This is a genomic window from Roseburia sp. 499, assembly GCF_001940225.2.
Taxonomy (GTDB): domain Bacteria; phylum Bacillota; class Clostridia; order Lachnospirales; family Lachnospiraceae; genus Petralouisia.
Genome location: NZ_CP135164.1, coordinates 1,559,503 through 1,582,562 on the forward strand (window position 1 = coordinate 1,559,503; position 23,060 = coordinate 1,582,562).

The window sequence follows — 23,060 nt, forward strand, 5'->3', positions numbered from 1 at the left end:
ATTTCCTCCTAACTAGTATTTTAATAACGTCCCATTTATTATAACGCAAACAAGATTTCTTGTACAGAAAAACAGGACTCTATCACTTTGGATAAAGTCCAGTTTTCTATATATTCATTTTGACAGCCACCCATCCTTCTGACTGTTTTACCTCTTTTACAATAACTTCCGTACTACATACCTGACCTATTTTTTATATAATCCTACTTAAAATATTTATCAAAGAAATTATAAACTATAACATTCAATCCCATTGGCAAACCGAATAATATTCCACCAATAAGAATCCCAATAACTAATTGGGGAACTGAAAAAGCATCTGACAGAACATAATTTCTTAATCCAAAGGCTGAGTTAATGAAAAAAAGTATTCCGGTTATCAATCCCGGTGAAACTTTTTTATCTTTTATTGTATAGAAACTATGATCACATACATTAATAATTCCCCATACTAAAACACCTATACCAAAGCACACAAATGACTTATTTATCATAAACAAAAAAACAGATACCAGTAGCATTGGATAATACACAAATATATTATTTGCCATCCAGTGTCCATGCGTCATATGATGTGGCAACCATTTATGTTCATACATCCATTTCGGAAAATCTCCTATCGCTTCTTCAAACAAATGAAATGGCATATAAATAACCAGATTTAACAGAATAAAATGTATCATTTTCATTTTGTCTCACTCTCTTTCTCTACTAATTGCTGTTCAAAGTTTTCTTCCCATTTTTCTAATATTTCCAAAATCATAGCCTGTTGTTCCAATATGGTCCGGCCATATAAAGGAATATCTTCATGTAAAGGCAATTGTTCCAAAATCTGCCTTTTCGTATTGTGAATACTATTCTTAATATTTGCAACACATTCAGCAGCATCGTTATCATCAAGTAATGCTAAGTTAACGATAACTGCGTTAAAATCTAAAAACACTCTGGTTTCAGCTAATGAAAACTTTGTCATCAACTCTTTAAAGGTCTTCTTTCCCACTGGTGTGAGCGAATAAATTGTCTTTTCAGGCATATTTCCACTCTTTATGGTTTCGCTTGTAACATATCCTTTTTTTTCATATTGAACTACTTTCTTGTAAACTGTAAATGAACCTATTTTTATCCATCTGGACAGATTTCTTGCTTCAATTTGTTTTTGCAAATCGTATGCACTTTTAGGACTTTGACAAAGAGAACCTAGAATAATTAAATCGATTGTTGACATAAACTTCCTCCTTTGTGTGCTGTATATTTCAGTACTGTATTATACAGTACTGAAATATAAAAGTCAAATTGATGTGCTATTTTTCTTAACAACCATTTTAGCTCGTACTCGTTTCAATAACATCATCCGCTACTTATGGTATGGTTCTCCCTGCATAATCCGGTATGCCCGATAAATCTGCTCTAACAAAATCACCCTCATTAACTGGTGCGGAAATGTCATTTTCGAAAAACTCAGTTTAAAATCAGCACGTCTCAAAACTTCTTCTGACAATCCTAGTGAACCGCCAATCACAAACACCATATGACTGATTCCATTGATTCCCATCTGTTCCATCTTCTGTGACAGTTCTACAGAATCCAGCATTTTTCCCTCTATCGCCAAAGCACAAACCCATGCATCGTCTTTGATATATTTTAAGAGACGTTGCCCTTCTTTTTCCTTAATCTGCCGTTCCTCAATTTCACTGGCACGATCCGGTGTTTTTTCATCTTGTACCTCTATAATTTCCAACTTACAATATCGACTCAACCTTTTTTCAAACTCCTCAATTGCCTGTCGGTAAAATTTTTCCTTCACTTTTCCAACTGTGAGAACTGTTATCTTCATTTTTTGTCCTTCCGTAAAATATATTTTATTTAGTATAGCATACTTTCCGTCTATTAATCAGTTATTTATTTTATAAATTATATACAAAAATTTTTCAGATGTATTTCCCTAATTAGGAAATTCTGCTATACTATTTCTATACAAATAATTGTTGCGAGGTGGGTTTATTATGAAGTTATTAGAAGAAAGAATTCTTTCTGACGGCATTGCTGTCAACGAGCACATTTTGAAGGTAGACAGTTTTATCAACCATCAGGTTGATCCTCAACTGATGCAAGAAGTGGGGAATGAATTTGCATCACATTTCAAGGAGAAGGGGATTACGAAGGTTGCTACTATCGAAAGTTCCGGTATTAGTCCTGCTATCATGACAGCATTAGCATTAAACGTTCCATTGATTATTATGAAAAAACAACCGTCCCGAATCTTAACTCCAGATGTTTATCAGACTGTTGTTACTTCCTATACTAAAGGAACTAATTATGAACTAACACTTTCTCATAAATACATTACAGAGGAAGACCATGTTTTGATTATTGATGACTTTCTTGCAAACGGCGAAGCTGCCACCGGTGCAGTCCGGTTAATTCGCAAGGCTCATGCTACCATTGCCGGAATTGGTGTTTTAGTAGAAAAATCTTTTGAACCCGGTCACGATAAGTTGGCTCAACAGGGCATAGAGGTTTATGCACTTGCACGAATTGCTAAAATGGGAGAAGGCTTTGTAGACTTTGCACGCTAGCAATGAGCCATGCAAAAAGAAGCATTAACAACTATGTGTGCTTGCACAAAAATAGTTGCTAATGCTTCTTTTTATAGGGCGAAGCCCGTGAACGAAGGAGCCACAGGCTCCTGAGTGTGCATGGCGAACTATATCATTCACACTCACTTTTATAGGGCGAAGCCCGTGAACGAAGGAGCCACAGGCTTCTGAGTGTGCATGGCCGACTATATCACTTTATAAATGTCCCATCACATCTTCGGTATACACTCTTAATACTTCTCCCACACTCCATGCCTGTGAAAAGCATCCTCTGGAAGTACACGGAAAATCTCCATCAAAAATCTCTGCGATTCCATTCAAGCATCCGTCTTCCATATGGTCTAAGAATAATTCGCACATTTGTTTCACTTCCAATACTGCTTCTTTAGAATAATCATGTACCTTGCAGTATGCCGTTAGATAGGCGCCAATCGGATATGCCCATACCGTTCCCATATGATAAGCCGCATCTCTCTTAATACATTCACCTATGTAAATCGATTTGTATTCCGGATCTGCCCATGAAAGGGAACGCATTCCATAAGAAGTATACAAATACTTCTTACACACGTTTACGATACTTTTTTCCTGTTCTCTGGAAAGCATCGTATATGGGAGAGATACTGCCCATAACTGATTCGGACGTATTTTTCCATCATTTTCATCTACCACATCAAAAAGACATCCTGTCTCTTCATTCCAAAACTTCTTGCAAAAGCTTTCCTTTACCTGTTCACTTAACTTCTGATAGCTACTGCCGTCCTCGTTAAACATTTCACAAAGATGTTCCATAACCTTTAAGGCATTATACCACAAAGCATTAATTTCTACCGGTTTTCCATGCCGTGGAGTTACTACCCATTCACCTACTCTTACATCCATCCAGGTAATCTGGTCTAAATCAGAGCCACCAGCTACCAGTCCGTCTTCCTCCATGTGTATAGAAAAATCCGTTCCGTTTTTGTAAGCTTCAATAATTTCCTTCAAATATGGGAATATCTTCTCTTTTACAAATGTTTTTCCCTCTACAGAGGTATCCTGTGCCAGATATCGGTCTACTGCATAAAAATACCACATAGATGCATCCATGGTATTATACATTGGTTCTTCTCCTGCTTTATTTGGAAAAACATTCGGAATTAATCCATTTTTTACATATCGTGAGAAAGACTCCAACACATCCCTTGCATCCTGTAATCTTCCGGTACAAAGAGTTAATCCATGAAATGCAATCATGGTATCTCTGCCCCAGTCAGTAAACCATGGAAAACCTGCTAAAATAGTTTTTAATCCGGTAGAATTACGCGAAGCAATAAAACTGTCGGCTGCCCATGTCAACTTTCTTGCAAATTCATCCTGAACCACAGCCTTATCCATGCATTCCAAAATAGCTTTTTTATAATCCTCTACTACCTGAAAACCGTCAACTTTTGTAATATCTGTATCTTCTATAGAACAAATCATATAAAACTTCTTTTTTTCAAAAGGTTTCAATTCTACATCAATATCATATGGAGTATAATGACTGTCCAAACTATGACTTCCGGTTCTTACATCGATGGTATAACACAAATCTTCCTCCACCACAAAGGTAGGCGCTGCCATAGAGGTTGGATAAGTACTTCTGTCTACATAAGCTCCTTCCGTGGTGTAAAACTTTGTGATAATATTCGGATACTTTTCCGTCTCTAAAGTCAGCACATTTTTGGTAAGGCTCTGCTTATAAGAAATAGCAGACTTATCCGTCATAGATGCTGCTTCCCGCACATTGAAAAGCGGTGTTATATGTAACACTGCCGGTTCCATTCCATTTTCTATTTCATAGCAAACTGCGACCGTATTTTCACCTCGTACCAATGCAATGGTTTTCTTCACAAAAACATCCTCCACCTGATACAAATACTGCGGTACTGCTTCCAGAGAAAAATGTTCCAGATAACGGCATCCATCTTTCTCTTTTCCAAGATAACGCTGGCATGCCAAATCAACGGTGTGTGTTCCTATATCCAGACGTTCCTGCGTCTTACTTAAAATCAACATTCGTTCCACTGGTGGATTCATTGCAGCTACCAAATAACCGGAATGACTTCTGGTTAATTCTCCTGTTACACTGCAGTTGGAATATCCTCCGATTCCATTTACCATCAACCACTCTTTTTCCAGTCCCTGTTCCGCTGTCCGCCAGTTACTTTTACCTAATTGATATTTTTCCATAAAGATTTCCTTTCGCAACATACAACTATGGTATATAAATAAAATTACACTTTGTCACATCAGACCAACGTTCCCTTTTATCTACTAGTATCACAGAAAGAATATTATTTCCTTCCGGCATCTCCAAAGGTCCTGTATACTGTTCTGAGTTAACCGTAGGATCACTTCCATCCCAGGTATAATATGCCATACATCCTTCCGGTACTTCCACTGTAATCTGTTGTGGGGCATAAAAACTTCCACCATCCGGACTTACTTCCGGTGCCTCTGGTGGCTCAAACTCTACCTCATATTCACATTCCGTTTCCTCACTGTAAATACCAATTTCATTGACCGAAATCATTCTTATGGTAGTGGTTCCCTCTTCTAACTGGATAGGTTTCTCATATTCTGTACCTTTTTTAGGATCTGAACCATCCAATGTATAATACGTGGTTGTTCCTGACTGAGAAATAATCTTCAAACCTTCATCTTCATCATATTCTGAGTCGTCAATTGTTGGAGCAGTTACCAAATAATCAGAAAACAAATCCATAATACTACTATCTTTTACTTGTTTAGAAAGTTCTGTAATAGCATCATAGTCCTGTAATTCATCATATATATCAATTAACTTCTGATATGCCTCCTGGTTATCTTTCTCCAGGCCAATTACCTTGTTCAATATATCAATGGCATCATCCTTCTCGTCCTCTACCAGATATACATCAGCCAAAAGCATCAGAGCATCCGTGCTGTCTTCTTGAATTTCCACTGCCTGTTCCAAATATTTTTGTGCTTTAGCATATTCTTCATCCTGTAAGCAGGATTTCGCTTTTTTCATTTGATAATCATAAGAATTGCTATGATTATAATTTACGAGCAAAATAATCAGAAGTATCAATACCACAATTGCTCCAACTGCTCCGGCAACCACTGGTGTTTTACTCTTTTTTTTCTTCTTCTGTGGGGGCTGATTCTTTTTCTCTTCCGCCACCTTATTCTGCTTCTTTTCTTCGTTTAAAAGTTCTTTTAAAAAATCATCTTCCAGTAGATTATAATCCGGTACAATTTGCGCTTCCTGTCCACACACAGAACAATAGATACAACCTACCCTTAATTCTGCTCCACATTTTGCACACTTCATCATTAGTCCTCTTCTATACTCTGTACACAGTTACTCATCAGCATGGCAATGGTCATAGGTCCAACACCGCCCGGAACCGGAGTAATTGCAGATGCAATCGGTTCTACTTCCTCAAACTTTACATCACCGCAAAGCTTGTTGTTCTCATCCCGATGGATTCCTACATCAATAACAACTGCGCCTTCCTTCACATACTCTGCACCGATAAATCTCGGCTTTCCAATAGCAACAATCAAGATATCCGCCTGTTTACAAAGTTCCGGTAAATTTTTTGTTCTGGAATGTGCAATCGTCACAGTTGCATTTTCTCGTAACATCAACAGAGCCATAGGCTTTCCTACAATATTACTTCTTCCAATAACTACACAGTGTTTTCCCTCAATATCTACATTAGAACGTTTCAACAACTGAATAATTCCGGCCGGAGTACAAGATAAGAATCCTTTTTCTCCAATGGTCATTGCTCCAACACTTTGAGGATGGAATCCATCCACGTCCTTTTTCGGACTAATTGCCTGAATTACTTTATCCTCACAGATATGAGCAGGCAGTGGAAGTTGTACTAAAATTCCCTTCACCTCGTCCTTTTCATTCAGTTCGTCAATCAGTTTTAAAAGTTCTTCTTCCGTAGTATTCTCCGGCAACTCATACGCCAGAGATTCTATTCCAATATAAGCGCAGGCATTTTTCTTATTTCTTACATAAACACTGGACGCCGGGTCTTCTCCTACCTGAATCACTGCAAGAGTTCCTGTCTTTCCCTCCGCCTTTAATGATGCTACTTTCTCTTTTAACTCATCTTTGATTTCCTGTGATATTTTCTTTCCATCAATTAATTTTGCCATGGTGTCTCCTTTCTATGCATCTCTTAGAATAATCCGGTGATGACACCATCATCATCTACATCAATATTGTAAGCTGCCGGAGCCTTTGGTAATCCTGGCATGGTCATAATAGCACCGGTTACTGCTACTACAAATCCTGCTCCCGCGGAAACATATACCTCTCTTACATTGATAGTAAATCCGGTTGGGCGTCCGAGCTTAGTCTGATCATCCGACAGAGAATACTGTGTTTTTGCCATACATACCGGGAAACTTCCCATACCAAGTTCTTCAATTCTCTTCAATTCCTTTAATGCAGCAGGTGAATAAGTAACACCATCTGCTCCATAAATTTCCTTTGCTACCGTTTCAATTTTTTCTGTTAAGGAAAGATTATCCTCATACAGAGGTTTAAAGTTACTCTCTTTTGTCTCAAGTGTTTCTAAAACTTTTTCTGCAAGTGCAATTCCACCTTCTCCACCCTTTTCCCAAACTTCTGAAAGGGCAAATTCACAACCACGTTCTCTACAGAACTGTTCAATATAATCTGTCTCTGCTTTCGTATCAGTAATGAAGGAATTTAAGGTTACAACTACTGGTACACCATATTTCTGAAGATTTTCAATATGTTTTTCCAGATTTACGATACCTTTTTTCAATGCATCCAGATTTTCCTCAGAAAGCTCTGCCTTTGGTACACCACCATTGTATTTTAAAGCACGGACAGTTGCCACTAAAACTACTGCATCCGGCTTTAATCCTGCCATACGACACTTAATATCCATAAATTTCTCTGCACCAAGGTCTGCACCGAAACCTGCTTCTGTAATAACATAATCAGCAAGCTTTAATCCCATCTTGGTTGCACGTACACTATTACATCCATGAGCAATATTTGCAAATGGTCCACCATGTACAATAGCTGGTGTATGTTCTAATGTCTGGATCAGATTTGGCTTTAATGCATCTTTTAAGAGTGCTGCCATAGAACCGGTTGCTTTCAAATCATCTGCTGTTACCGGTTTTCCATCAAAGGTATATGCAACAATCATACGTCCCAAACGTTTCTTTAAGTCTGCCATATCATCCGCAAGACACAATACTGCCATGATTTCAGACGCTACCGTAATTACAAAATGGTCTTCTCTTACCATTCCATCCATCTTTCTTCCAAGACCGATGACAATATTACGAAGAGAACGGTCATTCATATCCAAACAACGTTTCCATACAACCTGTCGTGGGTCAATACCAAGTTCATTTCCCTGCTGAATATGATTGTCTAACAATGCCGCTAACAGATTGTTGGCAGAAGTAATAGCATGAAAATCTCCTGTAAAATGAAGATTCAAATCTTCCATTGGAACAACCTGCGCATATCCGCCTCCCGCTGCTCCTCCTTTAATTCCAAAACAAGGTCCTAAGGATGGCTCTCTTAAGGCTAAGACTGCCTTTTTTCCAAGTTTTCCAAATGCCTGTCCTAATCCAACACTGGTAGTTGTCTTTCCTTCTCCTGCTGGGGTTGGATTAATAGCTGTTACCAAAATCAGCTTTCCATCCGGATTATTTTCTACTCTTTTCATTAATTCATCAGATAATTTTGCCTTATATTTTCCATATAACTCTAAATCATCTTCTTTAATATCAAGCTGTGCTGCCACCTCTCTGATATGTATCATTTCTGCTTCCTGTGCAATCTGAATATCTGTTTTCATTTTTCATCCTCCTTCAACTCGTTCGCCTACTCATACTCTTAAACGTATTCGTCAATATATTCCTCAAATTCTGACATAGACATCAGAATCTTTCTAGGCTTTGTTCCTTCTTCCGGTCCAACAACACCGGCTTCTTCTAACTGATCCATAATACGTGCTGCCCGGTTAAATCCAATCTTGAACATCCGTTGCAACATACCAATAGAGCCTTTATCCTTCTCTATCACGAACTTTCCGGCTTCTACAAAGTAAGCATCTCTTTCATCTGTACTTCCCATACTTCCAGATGCCGAACCGCCTCCTACAGAAACACTGTTCATTTTTTCTTCTATTTCTGTATTATATACTACAGTACTCTGCTTTTTCAAAAAATCAACTACTGCTTCCACTTCGGTGTCTGAAACGAATGGTCCTTGTACACGCAAAGGCTTTTGATAACCCTGTGGATAAAACAACATATCGCCATTTCCCAGAAGTTTTTCCGCTCCATTCATATCCAGAATGGTTCTAGAATCCACACCAGAAGAAACAGAAAATGCAATTCGTGACGGCATATTTGCCTTAATCAATCCCGTAATAACATCCACAGATGGTCTCTGTGTTGCAATAATCAAATGTATTCCGGCTGCACGGGCTAACTGTGCCAATCGACAGATTGCATCTTCTACATCGCCAGGTGCAACCATCATAAGGTCGGCTAACTCGTCCACCACAATTACAATCTGTGGCAGCTTTTGCGGCTTCGTTTCATCCTCTACATCTTTGATTGCTTCTACTTTTTGATTATATCCCTTCAAATCTCTGACCTGATATTCCGCAAATTTTTGATATCGTTCTGTCATTTCTGCCACTGCCCAATGCAATGCGCCGGCAGCCTTCTTCGGGTCAGTCACTACCGGAATAAACAGATGCGGGATACCGTTATATACGCTTAATTCAACTACCTTCGGGTCTATAAGAATCAGCTTTACATCCTCCGGATTCGCTTTATACAAAAGACTCATAATAATGGTATTGATACATACTGACTTTCCAGAACCGGTAGCTCCTGCAATTAATAAATGGGGCATTTTAGCAATATCTGCTACTACAACCTGACCGCCAATATCTTTTCCTGCTGTAAAACAGATATTAGACTTGTGATTCTTAAATTCCGATGACTCTATCATATCACGGAACCGTACCATAACATTTTCCTTATTTGGAACTTCGATTCCAACTGCTGCTTTTCCTGGTATTGGTGCCTCAATACGAATATCCGCTGCCGCAAGATTCAATTTGATATCATCTGCCAGATTAACAATTTTACTTACTTTTACACCCATTTCCGGTTGCAGTTCATATCGTGTTACACTTGGTCCACAGCTTACATCGGTAATGGTTACGTTAACCCCAAATGTTTTTAGTGTCTGCTGTAACTTCATAGCGGTTTCCTGTAAATGTTTCTTGGAATCGCCCTGACTGTTTTCCCCCTTTGTCAGCAATGACACTGGTGGAAAAACATACTCTTGCCCTGATTTTTCCGGAACCGGACGCTGAATTTGTTCCATCTCCTGCTCTATCTCTGCTACATTTTCTTCTATAGATGCCTGATCTTGTTTCGGCTGTTTTGGCTTTTTATGTACTTTTTCCACTACTACAGGTTCAGGAATGACATCTTCCGGCTCAGGTTCTACCGATATCACTTCTTCAACTACCGGAACGGCTTCTTCCGGTGAAAACAGCTTATCCCGTACTTCTGCAGAAAATACTTCCTTTTCCTCTATCGGTGGTGCTGTCAATTCACTGATATTATCTGAATGCTCCACATCCGGTGGTACTACCCGGGTATCAATAGAAACGCCTTCTACCTTTTTGTCCATACGGCGCTTTTCACGTTCTTCTCTTCTTTGTTCCTTTATTTCCCTGCGTCTTACTGCATCTTCTTTTGCAGTATCGTATACCCTTTTACTTCCTTTTTTTACGCCTCCTAAAAAGGAACGTTCGGTCAAAAGAACCATAGAAATAATCAAAACGATAATATCTACCACATATGTTCCAAGCTTACCAAATGCAGGACATAATACCCCTGCCAGAAGCCCACCTATGGCTCCACCACCATTTTTATTCTCCCTAGCATATTCAAAACCAGTTTTTATCGAATATACTCCGGAAGAGTCAACTACCAATTCTACAAATAAACTTAAAAACAAAATAAATAATACACCTGCAACAATTTTTACAACTGCAACAGTATTCTTACGGTTTGACATAAAAAATGCAGTTCCTACAAATAGTGCAATGGGAAATATATATGCCATTAACCCAAATACACCAAAAAAGAAAGAACTTACCTTTGCACCTACAAAACCGCCGAATCCGAAATTACTAATAAAAAGAAGAATAGCCACTGCCAGCACAGAAAGCAAAATCACTTCATCTCTAAAATCTTGCTGTTGCTTTTTGCTATTTCTCCCCTTCTGTCCTGATGTCTTTTTCCCAGCACTTCCTTTGACAGATTTATTCTTAGGCTTTGCTGCCATGTTACTTCCTCCTGAATCTCTCACTGTTTGTTTCACGGGCATCAGCGCACAAGTACTTTGCTGTTTTTCTGCCCTATCCGTATATATTACCATAATTATTTGAAAATGTCATTATCCCTTTTTTCGTCTATCATTTGATGAAGCTTTGTCATTGCTTCTGCAATCCCACCCACTTCATTGATAATCCCTTCTGCAACCGCCTGACTTCCTACCAAAATTGTTCCAAGATCCTTTGTCAGCATTCCTGTGTTCAACATCATCTGTTCCAAACGACTCTGTGTGGCAAAACAATGCTCTGCAATAAAACCCGTAATTCTGTCCTGCATCTGCTGAAAATAATCATAAGTCTGTGGTGCTCCAATTACCAATCCATTTAACCTAACCGGATGAATTACCATAGTTCCGGTAGGTACAATATAGGAATAATCTGTAGACACCGCAAGTGGTACTCCAATAGAATGGCTTCCCCCAAGTACTAGAGATACTGTTGGTTTACTTAAAGAACTTATCATCTCTGCAATGGCAAGCCCAGATTCTACATCTCCACCTACCGTATTAATAATAATCATTACACCGTCAATAGAATCATCATCTTCTATTGACGCAAGTTTGGGCAAAACATGTTCATACTTAGTAGATTTTGTATTAGCAGATAAAGTTTCATGTCCCTCAATTTCTCCTATAATAGATAAAAGATGGATTTTATGCTTGTCTTTCCCCTGCTCTAAGGTAATCTGCCCCATATCTTTGATTTCTTCATTTTCATTCTTATTTTTTTCTTGCTGCTTTAAATTTTCTTCCATAAAAAACTTCCCTTTCTATGCTTTCGGCTGAGCCTTTTTCACATAGTATGGGAAGTTTCTTTCAAAATTATCCGACTTTCATCAAATTCTAATATTTAACATTCACCCATCAGATATTTGTATAATCCCTCATAACGGAACTTAGATGCATTCCAGGAATAATCATTTGCCATAGCCCTGTCTACCATCTGATTCCACTGACGTTTTCGGTCAAAGTAAATGTGTTTAGAATAATTGATAATATTTAGCATTTCTTCACCGTTGTAATTTGTAAACGAAAAACCGTCTCCGGTATTTTCATATTCATTAAAAGGATGAACTGTATCCTTTAAACCACCTGTTTCACGCACAATCGGCAACGTCCCATAACGGAAAGAAATCATCTGAGTAAGTCCACAAGGTTCAAACCGTGACGGCATCAAAAATGCATCTGCAGCAGCATAAAGTTTATGTGCTAAATCATCTGAATAACAGATATTAGCAGAAATGCGGTCCGGATATTTCCATGCAAAATGTCGGAACATATTCTCGTACCTTGCTTCTCCGGTTCCGATTACTACAAGCTGCGTATAATCATCTACCAGACGCTCCATTACATAATCAATTAAATCCAGTCCTTTCTGGTCTGTCAACCTGGAAACCAAACCAATCATATAACGTTTCTTATCCACAGCAAGTCCTAAGTCCTCCTGCAACCTCGTTTTATTTATTGCCTTCTTCTTGCGGAAGGTTTCTGCATTGTAATTTGCATAAATTTTCTGATCGGTCGCCGGATTATAAGCATTATAATCAATTCCATTGACAATTCCTTGCATATCCATATGCCTTGCAGATAACAAACCATTTAAACCTTCTCCATAATAATCAGTCTGAATCTCCTGTGCATAAGTGTCGCTTACGGTTGTAATATAATCAGCATATACCAAACCGCCTTTTAGCATATTGGCATCTTTTTTAAACTCCAATTTATCTGGGGTAAAAAGTCCTGAATGGAATCCCGTCAATCCGCGCATCGTCTTAGTATCCCAGATACCCTGAAACTTCAAATTATGAATCGTCATGATAGACTTCATTCCCCAGAAGAACATATCACCCTGAAACTCGTTTTTCAAGTATACCGGAATAAATCCGGTCTCCCAATCATGGCAATGAATGATATTCGGTTGAAAACCAATTAATGGAAGCATCGACAATACTGCCTTGTCAAAAAAAACAAACTTCTCAATATCATATCGAATATCTCCATAAGGAGTAAAACATTCAAAATAGTTACGGTTATCAATGAAATAATAAGTAATTCCATCCATCTTGTATTGAAGGACACCTACATACTGATTCTGAATATAATTTCCGCAACTCATATAAAAATGAGTTACATACTCAAATTGATTGCGCCAATGCTCCGGTATACAAGTGTAATTCGGAATAACCACACGAATATCCCAGTCATTCTTATCAAACTCCTTCGGCAGCGCACCGCATACATCTGCAAGTCCGCCAGTCTTGATAAAAGGTACACACTCTGATGCTGCAAAAAGAATTTTTCTCATATCTAACCCTCCATATCCTTATCTTATATGGTTGCCAATGCCTGTTTCAAATCATCTATAATATCATCTGCATTCTCAATTCCTACAGAAAGACGAATCAAATCCGGTGCAACACCTGCTTCGATTAATTGCTCATCTGTCATCTGTCTATGTGTATGACTTGCCGGATGAAGTACACAGGTTCTCGCATCTGCCACATGGGTTACAATAGCTATCATCTTAAGCTTATCCATGAATCCAACAGATACAGCTCTTCCTCCTTTTAATCCAAAGGAAATAACCCCACAAGTTCCTGTTGGCATATATTTCTGTGCTAATTCATGATACTTATTATCCGGAAGTCCCGCATAATTTACCCATGCAACTTTTTCATTATTGTTTAAGAACTCCGCAACCTTCTGCGCATTTTCGCAATGTCTTGGCACTCTTAAATGTAAAGTCTCCAATCCAACATTTAATAAAAATGCATTCATTGGAGAAGGAATAGAACCTAGGTCACGCATCAACTGCGCCGTTGCTTTTGTTATGTATGCACCTTTTCCAAACTTCTTCGTATACGCAATCCCATGATAGGTTGGATCCGGCTGGGTTAATCCAGGAAACTTATCTGCATGTGCTTCCCAATCAAAATTACCACTGTCTACAATACAACCGCCTACAGCCATTGCGTGTCCATCCATATATTTTGTAGTAGAATGAGTTACAATATCCGCTCCCCATTCAAAAGGACGACAGTTAATTGGAGTTGCAAAGGTATTATCTACAATCAATGGTACCCCATGATCATGTGCCAATTTTGCAAACTTCTCAATATCTAGTACCACCAGTGCCGGATTTGCAATAGTCTCGGCAAACAATGCCTTTGTATTAGGCTGAAATGCCTTAGCAATCTCTTCTGCCGGAGCATCCGGGTCTACAAAAGTACAATCAATTCCTTGTTTCTTCATAGTCGCGCCATAAAGATTAAACGTTCCACCATACACTGTCGAGGAACATACCACATGATCTCCTGCCTCGCAAATATTGAAAAGTGCATAATAATTAGCTGCCTGGCCAGAAGACGTAAGCATTGCTGCCACACCGCCCTCCAATTCACAAATTTTCTGGGCTACTGCATCATTGGTAGGATTCTGCAATCTTGTATAAAAATATCCTTCGTCCTCTAAATCAAAAAGTCTTCCCATCTGGTCACTGGTATCATATTTGAAAGTCGTACTCTGATAAATCGGAAGTACTCTCGGCTCTCCTTTTTGCGGATGCCAGCCGGACTGGATGCATTTTGTTTCCATCTTATAATCGCTCATTTTGTCTCCTCCTGAAAGTGTATTCATTAATTATAATTTTAACACAAGTATTAACACAAGGCTAGAAAAATTTACCCCTCCATTACTTTATCCATCCATTCTTCCATTCTATCCTCAATCAGCTCATACTGACATGGTCCTATTTCTAATAAAAAACGATGAAATTCCTTGATATCAAAACCAGAACCAAGCACCTTGGATGCCTCTTTCTTTAATGACAAAATTTCCAAATATCCTACATAATATCTTAGATATACTGTCGGTTCATCTACCATAGTATAATATATTTCTGAAATAGCTTCTTCATCTTCCCCTACATATTGCGCCAAAAATTCTGCCGTATCTTCATAATCCCATCCATAATAGTTCACCCCTACATCAACCATACCGTAAATTGCAAAACTAAAAGAAGTATTATACTCAAAAGCCCTTGCCAAACTGCTATTCATTCCTGAATACTTATATGAATAACAGGTTTCAATATACTGTGCCCACCCCTCACTATATCCATTAAAAGGCAATAATGACCGGAAATAATGTGGATTCAAACTATAAAAATAGTTTGTCTGATACATATGTCCCGGAAAACCTTCATGAGCTATGGTTGGAAATAAATCCATATGCGCATATTCCTCACCCTGATTAATATAAATCACATTTCTATTTGGATTATCAATCGGTGGTATCAGATAAAACGCAGGACTCATTGTACTTTCCAGTGACTCCGGAACATAATTCAATGTATATTCTTCATTTACCGCCGCCGGGAAATCTTCTTCCAGAGCATCCTGCAACATTGCCAGCATTTGTTCCGGGTCATCTATAGAATACTCAAATGCTGCCATATCATCCAAAATACTGTCGTTTGTTGCATAAAGAGATGATATTCCAAATGAACACCGTTCCATCTCTTTTTCCATCATCTCATACAGTTCATCAACCGTACGGTCAGATCCGGTATTATATCTTACAAGATATTCATAATATTCACTACCATTTTCATAATTACATAATCCTAATTTTGACTGTTCCTGCCCCTTTATCTGAGTAAATGTATCTATCATGAGTCTGTAAGCCGGTAGCAAAGACTCCTCTACTCCTTTATCAAAAGCTGTCAAATACTGATTTTTTTCTTCTTCTGTAAGTGTTGAAAAATTATTCAATTTTTCCTCAAATACAGGTCGCAGACAATTTGGCTCTGAATTAACAAATTCATTGCACTGTTCAATCACTGTATCCAGCGAATACTCTGCAAGAGTATATCCATTTTCCATACGATATATTTCATAGTTACACAACTGTTCAACATAATCATATATGTCATTTAATAATGTAATATAATCATCTATATTCTCTTTCTCCAGAAATTCATACTCCGAAAAAATAATCGGAAGATTTCCCTGAAGACCTGACATAGGGGCAAATGCAGACTCAAAAAGCAGATACTCACTTCCACTAACACTAAGTTGGTCCTCCATATAGCTTTCAAAACTATCATAAATAAGCTGTTGCTCATAAGTCAGAGCATCATAATCAAACCCTTCAAGTACATCAAGCAGTTCTTCTGTTTCTGCAGTAGCTGCTTCTGTATCAAAATACGACGAAAGTTCCCCCCAGGTAACCTCAACATCTTCTATTCCATAGTTTTCCGGGTGCTCCATCAAAAAATGGGTGTCTATAATGCTATTGGACATTTCGTTTACAAATGTTTCATGCAAGAACTCTTCAAACTCTTCCTGTTCCGAAAGCTGTTCTTCTGAAAAAGTTCTTCCATCCTCATAAATAGAAAAATCATAATTATATTCTACATTCTCTTCCTCTGAAGATGCTTGTTTTTTCGATTTTTCCTGCTTCGCTGTGGACTCTTTTTTCGTGTTCTCCGATTTTCCCTGACTACTTGTACTATTTGTACATCCAGTCATAGAAATTGTAAGAATAAGTATAATTGCAATAATTTGTTTAATTTTTTTCATTGGCTCTCCCTCCTACACAATATCTTGTGTATTATCAATATGCTTAATGGTATCATAAGTCGAATTTTGTTACAAGTCTCGATAACCGGAATTATCCTAAACCAAGATAAAAAGCCGAAGATTTCTCCTCGACTTTCCAAACACCTGTATCAATTACTCCTATACACACTATCGGTCACGGCATGATGTATGTATGCATTTCTGGAAATGTTCATCATATAAATGGAATAATTATATCCAAATAAACTATTCTTCAGACATTACAGAAACAAAAATAGAGCCGGAAACTCCGGCTCTTTTAACTCTCATCCCACTTTTAGAATCAAAAACAGATTCTAAAAGTAGGTCCTCGTAAAAAAAACGCTAGCAAGCTGCATTTTTTTACTCGTCCCAGTTATGATATACCGCCTGGACATCGTCGTCTTCGTCCAGAAGGTCTAAGGTTCTCTGTAAGGATTTCACTGCATTCTCGTCTGTAAGTTCTACATAGTTCTGTGGAATCATGGTCACTTCTGCAGAAACCATTGCAATTCCTTCTTCTTCTAACTTCTGACGCACTTCACTAAAAGCATCTGGATCTGTAATAATTTCAAAGCTATCTTCTTCATCAGAAAAGTCTTCTGCTCCGGCATCCAATGCCAACATCATCAGATCATCTGCATCCATATCACATTCTTCCTTATCCACGATAATCTGACCTTTCTTATCGAACATATAGGACACACAGCCCGGAGTTCCTACATTACCATTTCCTTTTGTAAAGGCACTTCTTACATTTGCAGCAGTACGATTTTTATTATCTGTTAATGCATCTACAATAATTGCAATTCCGTTTGGTCCATAACCTTCATAGGATACAAATTCATAATTAACGGAATTCGCATCTCCAGCAGCTTTTTTGATACCTCTATCAATCGTATCATTCGGCATGTTATTTGCCTTTGCTTTCGCAATGACATCACGCAGTTTGCTGTTATTATTAGGATCTGGTCCACCTTCCTTAACTGCCACTGCAATTTCTCTTCCGATTACAGTAAAAATCTTTCCTTTTGCTGCATCATTTTTTTCTTTCTTGTGTTTAATATTGGCAAATTTAGAATGTCCTGACATTACTTCTTCCTCTTTTCTATTTCTCTTTTCTTATGATTCACAATCACTTTCATAACCTTTGCTATTCTATCACTTTCTCATCATTCTGACAAGAGTCTGCCCTTTGACTTTCTTCCTCGTCATCCAACGCAACCTCTACTTTGGCAATTTTTACGGTTTGAATCATCTTATTTTTTACCGCTACTATATGAAACTGCCATCCCTTATCCTCCACCTGAAATTGCTCATTATCCCCTGGAATTTTATCAATCAAAGAAATCAGATATCCGTTTAGCGTCTCATACTCATCCTCGTCTGTCTCCAACTGAAGTATCTTACATACTTCATCAAAAGGAGCCATCCCATTCATAATAAAACTTCCGTCCGGCTGTTCTACAATCATATTTTCTTCTTCGTCATATTCATCCAGAATATTTCCTACAATTTCTTCCAGAATATCCTCCATTGCCACAAGTCCTGCTGTCTGACCATACTCATCTACAACAATTACCATATGTATTTTCTGCGACTGCATATTCTTAAACAACTCGTTAATATTTCTGGTCTCCGGAATGAACGCTGCTTCTCTTACCAGTCCCGGAATATCCTGAACTGCCCAATTTAAATATTGTTCATTGCGGCTTTGTATCATAACATCTTTAATATGTATAATTCCGATAATATTATCAATATCTTCTCCATATACCGGAAATCTGGAATTATTCTTATCCAATATAAATTCCAATACCTCTGAAAGCTGCATCGTTCCTTGTACTGCAACAATATTCTTGCGATGTGTCATAATATCCTTGGCTTCTTTATCATCAAACTCAAAAATATTGTGAATCATCTCTGCTTCGCTTGCCTGCAATACACCCTGCTCATGTCCCTCATTTACCATGGAAATGATTTCCTCTTCCGTCACATCATCGATGCTGGCATTAGGGTCAATTCCGAATAATCGCACTACAAGATTAGAAACCTTTTCTGCCAGATAAGAATATGGTTTTAATATCATCAACATTCCATGCACGATTCCTGACAGACGAAACAACCACTGTTCCGGACGTCTCGCAGCTATCTTCTGAGGTGCCAGTACTCCTACTGCCGTAAAAAGAAAAATACCAATAATTGCGGCACCTGCATAACACAGAAAATGCAAATACAGCTGGGCATCTTGATTCAAGAAATTTCTAACCAACATTCCACCGAACAACCGCACCTGATAAATACCAAAAATAACACTGACAAAAGTCGTCATAATCTGAATCGTATGTCTGGTCTTATATGGGGAATCTAAAACTCTTAATAACCATGCCGCATGCTTGTTTCCATCTTCTTTTCGCTTTTCAATCTGGCTTTCAGTAATTTCCTCTAATGCTGTAAGAAAACCATAAAAAATGCCATCCATTACCAGTAATACTAAAAATATAATAAGTCCTATGACCGTACTCCCACCGTCATCCATTTCTTTTTTCTATCTCCTTTTGCTCTCGTATTCTCGTTCTGTTTTACAATAAACACTTGAAATATACCATTTTAAGGAATATTAGTCAAGATTTATGTATATATTTCCAAACTAATTCTCAGGGCTTTCTCTACTTTTTTCATAATCTCATGGTCCAATTGACACACTTTATCCTTCAAGCGCTGCTTGTCAATGGTTCGAAGCTGCTCTAATAATACTACAGAATCCTTTACCAAATCATACTTTTTAGCATCTAACTCCACATGAGTAGGCAACTTTGCCTTATTCATCTTTGATGTAATCGCCGCACAGATTACCGTAGGACTGTGTCTGTTTCCAATATCATTCTGTATAATTAGTACCGGACGTATGCCCCCCTGTTCTGACCCCATCACTGGGCGCAGGTCTGCATAATAAATGTCCCCTCTATGAATTATCATGTTATCACACTCCAAAACTTTTATAGGTTATTTCCTATTCTTCCCAATTTCTTCGTGTGTATTCAGTTTATTCTCCAAAATAATCCTTGGTATCTACTATTTTTCCTTCTTTCACAAAAACTCTTGGAATTCGTTTTCCTAAATCACAGGCAAACTCATAGTTAAATCTTCCTGATAAATCACCTATTTCTTCCATGGTAATTTCAGCTCCATTCTCTTTTCCTATGAGAGTCACACTATCTCCCTCCTGTGCCTCCGGGATATCCGTCACATCTACCATAAACTGATCCATACAGATGCGTCCGCAAATTGGTGCCTTTTTTCCATGAATTAATACATATCCTTTATTTGACAAACTTCTTGGATATCCATCACCGTACCCTACCGGAATTGTTGCAATTCGCTGTTTTCTGGTTGTCTCATAAGTTGCGCCATAACTAATGACTCTTCCTTTTTCCAATTCCTTCAAGAATACAATACAACTCTTTAAAGACATTACCGGCTCCAAATCAATATTTTCTTTCTCCACTTCATCGGAAGGCCACATGCCATAAAGAATAATTCCGGCTCTCACCACGCTCATATTTGCTTCTGGCATATCTATAATTGCCGCGCTGTTAGAACAATGAATCATCGGAATTTCAATCTTACGTTCATCTAACATTTTTTTCATATTTGCAAATGCTTCCATCTGCTGATTTGCCATCGTCTTATCACTGGCATCTGATTTCGCAAAATGTGTAAAGATTCCTTCCAGTATAATATGCGGCATTCGAGAAATCCGTGCGATTTCATCGGCAGCTTCCTCTGTCACCTGGAATCCCAGTCTGCTTAACCCGGTATCAATCTTAGCATGTACTATAATCTTCTTATTCATTTTTGCAGCAGCTTCTTCCATCTGTTCTGCCTGACGTATAGAATACACATTCACACGTATTTCATGGTCTGCCATAGCTTCATACTCTTCCGGGAAGGTTGCTCCAAGTACCAGAATTGGCTTTTTCAAACCATTTCTTCTTAAAATTTCTGCTTCTGCTACCGTTGCAGTTGCATATCCCCAGGTATAATCTAATTTTTCCAATTCTCTTCCAATTTGAACTGCACCATGACCATAACCGTCTGTCTTGATAACTCCCATAATTTTTGTATCTTCCTTAAGCAGTCCACGCATCTGCTCCATATTATGGAGAATCGCATCCAGATTGATTTCTGCATAAACTCTGCTGTATTTTTTCATTTTAAATTCCTTTCTTGTCCGCTTCTTTCATTACTTGACGAACACCTTCTATGATATCCTGTGCCATCATACCATAGGTTCCGGTCTGTTCTCCTATCCAATCTGCACCTGCCCCATGCAGATATACACCGAAAGGTGCAGCCTGAATTGGCTCCATCTTCTGCGCTATCAGTCCGGCAATCACACCGGTTAATACATCTCCGGCACCCGCAGTTGACATTCCATTATTTCCACTAGTATTTATAAATGCAGTCCCCTCAGGCAAAGCCGTAATAGTTCGTGCATCCTTCAATACACATATAACATTATATTCCTCTGCAAATTCACGCGCAACCTGCAATAACTGCTTTTGTATGTCAAAAATGCTTTTTTCTGTTAATCTTGCCATTTCACCAAGATGCGGTGTTACTATTATCCGCTGCTTTGCTTCTTTCAACCACTCTTTATGTCTGGCAACAATATTTAATCCATCTGCATCCAAAATCACCGGCACTTCTGCTGTTTCTAAAACAATTCTTATCGTTTCTTCTGCTGTTTTTCCTGTACCAATTCCAGGTCCTGCCACAATTACATTTGCCCATTCCATGTTTTTCTTTAATACTTCTTCTTGTTTTTGTTCTGGCTCATAGGTGTCCAAAATTGCTTCCGGTAACAGTTGTTGGATAATAGTGCGATTTGCTTCTTCTGTATATATCTTAACCAATCCGGCTCCGGTAGCATAAGCAGCTTTTCCACTTAAAAACGCTGCACCTGCCATATTCTTATGTCCAGCCACAACCAGCACTTTTCCGTAAGTACCTTTATTCGAATAATCACAGCGTTTTGGTACTTTTTCAAAGTCCTGCTGTTCCATTTCATAATTCACAGGCTTTTCTTCCAGAAAGCTTTCAGCAGTGATTCCAATATCCTTTACTTTCACCTCTCCAGAGTAGGTTGCTCCCGGATAAAGTAGCATCCCTAATTTCTGAAAAGCAAAGGTAACCGTCATATCCGCACGAAAAGCAATCCCCATAACTGCTCCTGTATCCGCATGAATTCCAGACGAAATATCTACTGCCACTTTCCATGCATTAAGTTCATTCATCTGTTTCACTATTTCAAAATAACTTCCCTGTAACTCTCTGCTTAATCCAATACCAAAAAGCGCATCCACTACTACATCAAATTTTTCCTGTGGAATCTCTTTTCGCATTTCCATTTCATATGCCCGACAGATTTCCATTTGTTTTGCTGTTTCTACAGACATATTACTCCAATCCCCCAGTATAACCAGAGTAATCTCATATCCTTTCTGCCGCAACAACCTTCCTACTGCCAGTCCATCCCCACCATTATTTCCGGTTCCACAAACCAAAAGCACTTTACTTCCCGGCTGCGTATGCCTTTCAATCTCTTCTGTTACTCCAAGTGCCGCACGCTCCATCAAAACCAATGATGGAACTCCAAAATGTTGAATGGTATTTTTGTCACACATTTTCATCTGTTTGCTGTCTACCAGAATATTCATATACATTCCTCCATGTTTAAAAAGAGACATGCCTTATGCTGCTAAGACTGTCTCTTTTCCTCTTCTTTCTGCGAAGGTTCCTTTTCATATGTCAAATCAAAAATATCTATGATATCGGCACCAAAAATATCATGCATATAGGAATAAATTTCCCTATTCTTATCCTCTACAGTCTGCTTGCGTACTGCCTTCTGCTTTACTTCTTCACGAGTCTGTTCCAACCACTTGCGGATTGCTACGCTTTCTATTTCATTGGCGCGCATTTTTTCATAACAATATTCCATGGTCTCTACCATCAGAGCTTCATTCACTGCATCCAATTCCTTAGGAACTTCATCTAATTCCGCATACGCCCGACGCAATTTTTCATTTATTTCAGAAATCAGTCTTCGATCCTCCCGAAGTTTCCTTGACTCTTGCTCGCGCTCAGCTTCATCCATGTTCGCCATAATATTCTTCATCAGTTTCTCTTTCAGGACCTTTAGGTCCTTAATCTCCTGATGCAACCGCCCCTGTTTTTTCAAGTATTCATTTGCTTTCTTTTCCAATTTGACAACACTTTTCGTTTTTCCATCATCTGAAAAAAGATTGTGCCATTTCTGGTCTAAAATCAATAATGATATCTGCTTGCCTCGAAGCACTGTTTCAAACCCATGATTTATTGCTTTTCTTCCACCCATCTTATCACTTC

19 protein-coding genes are annotated in these 23,060 nt (G+C 38.4%); 1 reads left to right on the top strand and 18 read right to left on the bottom strand.

What is annotated here, in order from left to right; genetic code table 11:
• Positions 1 to 203: 203 nt before the first annotated feature.
• From BIV20_RS07840 to rlmH, 3 genes are all read right to left on the bottom strand, one after another.
• Positions 204 to 689 carry an HXXEE domain-containing protein gene (locus tag BIV20_RS07840; RefSeq protein WP_075719753.1) on the bottom strand — a complete coding sequence of 162 codons (486 nt, stop codon included), beginning with the start codon at positions 687 to 689 and terminating at the stop codon, positions 204 to 206.
• Positions 686 to 1,225, bottom strand: coding sequence for a PadR family transcriptional regulator (locus BIV20_RS07845; protein WP_075719755.1), 540 nt, complete (start codon positions 1,223 to 1,225; stop codon positions 686 to 688). Before BIV20_RS07845 ends, BIV20_RS07840 begins: the two co-directional genes overlap by 4 nt.
• A gap of 129 nt (positions 1,226 to 1,354) precedes the next feature.
• Positions 1,355 to 1,834 (bottom strand): 23S rRNA (pseudouridine(1915)-N(3))-methyltransferase RlmH, encoded by a 480-nt coding sequence (gene rlmH, locus BIV20_RS07850; RefSeq protein ID WP_075719757.1) that lies wholly within the window; start codon positions 1,832 to 1,834, stop codon positions 1,355 to 1,357.
• A gap of 169 nt (positions 1,835 to 2,003) precedes the next feature.
• Between rlmH and BIV20_RS07855 the strand changes: the two genes are divergently transcribed.
• Entirely contained in the window at positions 2,004 to 2,576 is a 573-nt protein-coding gene (locus BIV20_RS07855; protein ID WP_075719759.1) for a xanthine phosphoribosyltransferase, read from the top strand.
• 216 nt (positions 2,577 to 2,792) lie between these two features.
• Here BIV20_RS07855 and BIV20_RS07860 read toward each other — a convergent pair whose 3' ends face one another.
• From BIV20_RS07860 to BIV20_RS07930, 15 genes are all read right to left on the bottom strand, one after another.
• The gene (locus BIV20_RS07860) at positions 2,793 to 4,811 is read right to left on the bottom strand and encodes an amylo-alpha-1,6-glucosidase (protein WP_075719761.1); all 2,019 of its coding nucleotides are present in this window, start codon (positions 4,809 to 4,811) and stop codon (positions 2,793 to 2,795) included.
• A gap of 25 nt (positions 4,812 to 4,836) precedes the next feature.
• Positions 4,837 to 5,940 carry a chitobiase/beta-hexosaminidase C-terminal domain-containing protein gene (locus tag BIV20_RS07865; protein ID WP_083655137.1) on the bottom strand — a complete coding sequence of 368 codons (1,104 nt, stop codon included), beginning with the start codon at positions 5,938 to 5,940 and terminating at the stop codon, positions 4,837 to 4,839.
• Complete coding sequence (gene folD / locus BIV20_RS07870) at positions 5,940 to 6,782, bottom strand: bifunctional methylenetetrahydrofolate dehydrogenase/methenyltetrahydrofolate cyclohydrolase FolD (protein WP_075719765.1); 843 nt, start codon at positions 6,780 to 6,782, stop codon at positions 5,940 to 5,942. The genes BIV20_RS07865 and folD overlap by 1 nt, the downstream gene beginning before the upstream one ends.
• 23 nt (positions 6,783 to 6,805) lie before the next feature.
• Positions 6,806 to 8,476 (bottom strand): formate--tetrahydrofolate ligase, encoded by a 1,671-nt coding sequence (locus tag BIV20_RS07875; protein WP_075719767.1) that lies wholly within the window; start codon positions 8,474 to 8,476, stop codon positions 6,806 to 6,808.
• Between the two features lie 38 nt (positions 8,477 to 8,514).
• Positions 8,515 to 10,998 carry an FtsK/SpoIIIE family DNA translocase gene (locus tag BIV20_RS07880; RefSeq protein ID WP_075719769.1) on the bottom strand — a complete coding sequence of 828 codons (2,484 nt, stop codon included), beginning with the start codon at positions 10,996 to 10,998 and terminating at the stop codon, positions 8,515 to 8,517.
• Positions 10,999 to 11,093: 95 nt separating this feature from the next.
• Positions 11,094 to 11,801: a ClpP family protease gene (locus BIV20_RS07885; protein WP_075719771.1), complete on the bottom strand. Its 708-nt coding sequence runs from the start codon at positions 11,799 to 11,801 to the stop codon at positions 11,094 to 11,096.
• A 95-nt stretch (positions 11,802 to 11,896) separates the two neighbouring features.
• Positions 11,897 to 13,351: a glycogen synthase GlgA gene (gene glgA, locus BIV20_RS07890; RefSeq protein WP_075719773.1), complete on the bottom strand. Its 1,455-nt coding sequence runs from the start codon at positions 13,349 to 13,351 to the stop codon at positions 11,897 to 11,899.
• A 23-nt stretch (positions 13,352 to 13,374) separates the two neighbouring features.
• A complete protein-coding gene (locus tag BIV20_RS07895) occupies positions 13,375 to 14,655 on the bottom strand; it encodes an O-acetylhomoserine aminocarboxypropyltransferase/cysteine synthase family protein (protein WP_075719775.1) in 1,281 nt (426 codons plus the stop codon).
• A 71-nt stretch (positions 14,656 to 14,726) separates the two neighbouring features.
• The gene (locus BIV20_RS07900; protein ID WP_075719777.1) at positions 14,727 to 16,628 is read right to left on the bottom strand and encodes a DUF885 domain-containing protein; all 1,902 of its coding nucleotides are present in this window, start codon (positions 16,626 to 16,628) and stop codon (positions 14,727 to 14,729) included.
• A gap of 381 nt (positions 16,629 to 17,009) precedes the next feature.
• Complete coding sequence (locus tag BIV20_RS07905; RefSeq protein WP_075719779.1) at positions 17,010 to 17,738, bottom strand: YebC/PmpR family DNA-binding transcriptional regulator; 729 nt, start codon at positions 17,736 to 17,738, stop codon at positions 17,010 to 17,012.
• A 61-nt stretch (positions 17,739 to 17,799) separates the two neighbouring features.
• Positions 17,800 to 19,185 (bottom strand): hemolysin family protein, encoded by a 1,386-nt coding sequence (locus BIV20_RS07910; protein ID WP_075719781.1) that lies wholly within the window; start codon positions 19,183 to 19,185, stop codon positions 17,800 to 17,802.
• Positions 19,186 to 19,277: 92 nt separating this feature from the next.
• Positions 19,278 to 19,625 carry a type II toxin-antitoxin system PemK/MazF family toxin gene (locus BIV20_RS07915; RefSeq protein WP_075719783.1) on the bottom strand — a complete coding sequence of 116 codons (348 nt, stop codon included), beginning with the start codon at positions 19,623 to 19,625 and terminating at the stop codon, positions 19,278 to 19,280.
• Positions 19,626 to 19,692: 67 nt separating this feature from the next.
• Complete coding sequence (gene alr, locus BIV20_RS07920) at positions 19,693 to 20,862, bottom strand: alanine racemase (protein ID WP_075719785.1); 1,170 nt, start codon at positions 20,860 to 20,862, stop codon at positions 19,693 to 19,695.
• A 1-nt stretch (position 20,863) separates the two neighbouring features.
• Complete coding sequence (locus BIV20_RS07925) at positions 20,864 to 22,369, bottom strand: NAD(P)H-hydrate dehydratase (RefSeq protein WP_075719787.1); 1,506 nt, start codon at positions 22,367 to 22,369, stop codon at positions 20,864 to 20,866.
• Between the two features lie 41 nt (positions 22,370 to 22,410).
• Complete coding sequence (locus BIV20_RS07930) at positions 22,411 to 23,049, bottom strand: hypothetical protein (protein ID WP_075719789.1); 639 nt, start codon at positions 23,047 to 23,049, stop codon at positions 22,411 to 22,413.
• Between the last annotated feature and the right edge of the window lie 11 nt (positions 23,050 to 23,060).